Source organism: Micromonospora inaquosa, from assembly GCF_003857055.1.
In the GTDB taxonomy this organism is placed as follows: domain Bacteria; phylum Actinomycetota; class Actinomycetes; order Mycobacteriales; family Micromonosporaceae; genus Micromonospora; species Micromonospora inaquosa.
In genome coordinates this window covers 1-2,943 of sequence record NZ_QGSZ01000108.1, presented here as the reverse complement: position 1 = coordinate 2,943, position 2,943 = coordinate 1, and the positions used below count along the sequence as shown (strand labels likewise).

2 protein-coding genes and 1 pseudogene are annotated in these 2,943 nt (G+C 72.7%); 2 read left to right on the top strand and 1 reads right to left on the bottom strand.

What is annotated here, in order from left to right:
* A partial coding sequence (locus DLJ59_RS02395) for an adenylosuccinate synthase (protein WP_124770879.1) occupies positions 1-1,282 on the bottom strand: 1,282 nt, incomplete at its 3' end.
* A 124-nt stretch (positions 1,283-1,406) separates the two neighbouring features.
* Here DLJ59_RS02395 and DLJ59_RS02390 point away from each other — a divergent pair.
* Both DLJ59_RS02390 and DLJ59_RS36785 read left to right on the top strand, forming a co-directional pair.
* Positions 1,407-2,459 carry a diacylglycerol kinase family protein gene (locus DLJ59_RS02390; RefSeq protein WP_124770878.1) on the top strand — a complete coding sequence of 351 codons (1,053 nt, stop codon included), beginning with the start codon at positions 1,407-1,409 and terminating at the stop codon, positions 2,457-2,459.
* Between the two features lie 91 nt (positions 2,460-2,550).
* Positions 2,551-2,943, top strand: a pseudogene (locus DLJ59_RS36785) (chromosome partitioning protein); the annotation flags it as partial.

The window sequence follows — 2,943 nt, the reverse complement described above, 5'->3', positions numbered from 1 at the left end:
GGAGGGGGTGGAGGCGGACGTTTTCTTCTCGGCCTGGGCCTACGCCTACGACGCTCACCCTCGTTTTGCAGAGTTCTTCGACCCGCGCGATGTAGCGGCGGGCGTTCTCCGGGAGGTCGTCGACGCTGCGGGCCTTGGTGATGTCCTCCCACCAGCCGTCGAGTTCCTCGAAGACGGGCTTGGCGTGGTGGAAGTCCGTCTGGCTCATCGGCATGTCGTCGACCCGGACGCCGTTGATCTCGTAGCCGACGCAGATCGGCACCTTGGGCAGGCCGGTGAGCACGTCCAGCTTGGTGATGACCAGGTCGGTGACGCCGTTGAGGCGGCAGGCGTACCGGGCGACGACCGCGTCGAACCACCCGCACCGGCGCTCCCGCCCGGTGGTGGTGCCGTACTCCGCGCCGATCTTGCGCAGGTGGTCACCGTTGGCGTCGAACAGCTCGGTCGGGAACGGCCCGGCACCGACCCGGGTGGTGTACGCCTTGCTCACCGCGATGACCTTGTTGATCGCGGTCGGCGGGATGCCCGCGCCCACGCAGGCGCCACCGGCGGTCGGGTTGGACGAGGTCACGAAGGGGTAGGTGCCGTGGTCCATGTCGAGCATGGTGGCCTGGGCGCCCTCCAGCAGCACCGTCTCGCCCCGGTCCAGGGCGTCCCAGAGCATCGCCCGGGTCTCCGCGATGTACGGCTTGAGCCGCTCCGCGTACTCCAGGTACTCCTCGACGGTCGCCTCAAGGTCGATCGCCTTGCGGTTGTAGACCTTGAACAGGATCTGGTTCTTCTCGCGCAGCGCGAGTTCCAGCTTCTTGCGCAGGATGCCCGGGTCGAGCAGGTCCTGAAGTCGGATGCCGATCCGGGCGACCTTGTCCCCGTACGCCGGGCCGATGCCACGGCCGGTGGTGCCGATCCGGGACGAGCCGAGGTAGCGCTCGATGACCCGGTCCAGTGCCCGGTGGTGCGGCATGATCAGGTGCGCGTCGCCGGAGATCCGCAGCCGGGACACGTCGACGCCGCGCTCGGCCAGGCCGTCGATCTCGGCGAGCAGCACCTTCGGGTCGACCACCACACCGTTGCCGATGATGATCATCGCGTCCGGCGAGAGCGCGCCGGACGGCATCAGGTGCAGCGCATATTTTTGGCCGTCCGGGGTGATCACCGTGTGTCCGGCGTTGTTGCCGCCGGAGTAGCGCACGACGTAGTCGACCCGCTCACCCAGCAGGTCGGTAACCTTGCCCTTGCCCTCGTCGCCCCACTGAGCGCCGATGAGCACGATCGCTGGCATCTCTTCCGCCTCCAGAAGGCTCGGGTGCCAGGTGGCGACCGCTCGGCGAGCCCGGGGTGTCAGGTTAACAAGTAGTGACGGCGTGGCCGGCAGGGGTCGCGTCGAGAGGCAGGAGGCTCCTTCCGTGTACGACGTGGTGCTGCTCACCCTCGGTTCGGAACGGGACGCTCCCGGGGCCTGTGGCAGCGGCGGGGCCTGTTGCGGCGGCGCGACCGGGGCCGACACCGCCCCGACGAGCCAGACCGACACCAGCCAGGCCGACAGCGGGCAAACCGACACCGGCCAGGCCGAGCAGTGCGCGACGGAGCGGCCGCGGGTGCCGGTGTTGGCCTGCGCCGACGCGCTGAACGCCCGGGGCGCCCGGGTGGAGACGATCACGGCCCGCTCCGACGCCGAGATCGACGCGGTGTTGGCCCGGTTCGACGGCCCGGCCCGCCCGGACGGCCTCACCTGGCCGGACTCGGACAGCAAGACCCGGCTGGTCGTCGCCGTGGCCAGCGACGGGCAGTTGCGCGCCGTGCTGCGTCGGCTGGTCAAGCGGTACGCCCCGGCGCCGAGCAAGCGCCCGGCGGACCTGCCCGGCAGCCGGACCCTGCCCGACCTGCCGCCGGTGGCCGTACTCCCGCTGGACCCGGCTCGTGGCGGCACCCACCGGGACCTGGCCGCGCAGCTCGGGCTGCCCCGTGACCCGGCGGCGGTGGCCGCTGCGGTGCTGGACGGCACGCCGCGCCGGCTGGATCTGCTCCGCAACGACGGCGGCTCGGTGACCCTGGACGGCGCGCTCCTCGGCGCCGCCGACGACGCCGGCCGACCGCTGCACTGGCGCGCCCGGGTGGAGGTCGACGACACCATTCTCACCGACGGCTCCGAACCGCTGCTGGCCTGCGCGGTCGGCAACGCCGGCGGGTACGCGACGCTCGACGACGTGACGCTGCTGACCGCGCCGGACCCGACCGACGGCCAGGTCGAGGTCGCGGTGGCCGTGCCGGTGGTCGTCCGCTCGACGTGGGGGCGCAAGCGGGTACGCCTCGAAGTTCGGCGGGCCCGTGGGCGGGCGGTGTCGGTGCTGCCCAGGGAGGGCAAGGTGCCGTACCTCGACGATGGTGTCGAGGGCGAGCTGACCCGCAAGCGTTCCTGGTGGATCGAGCCGGGCGCCTGGGCGGTCTGGTCGAACTGACCTCGACGCATCGATCGGCCGACCTGCCTGCGCCGATCGGCCCTGCTCGGCGAATGGGCCTATCCTCGCAGGAGGACTGGGGAGGGCCGTAATGGACGAGAACGCCGACCGGGCGCAGGTGCCCGGCCAGCAGCCGGCGCCGGAGCGGGACATCGAACCACTCTGGCCGCCAGATCCGGGCGACCGGGGCGCGACGCCGCCCTGGGCTGCGGTCGTCGAGCAACGGAGTGGGCCGTCGCCGGTCGCGGTGCCGGTCACGCCCCCGGTCGCCGCACCTCCGATCGGGCGACCGCCGGTTCCCGGCCAGCCTGGCGCTGCGGCCCAGTCACCGCCCTCGCCGTCGGACTACCCGTCGCTCACCGGCGCCGTCCCGGCACCCGGGGGGTGGGGGGCCGGCGGCCCGTCCGGCACCGGGTCGGGTTGGGCGCCGGCGCAGCCAAGTTGGCCACCGCCGACCGACCCGGCCGCTGGGTCCCCGCCGCCC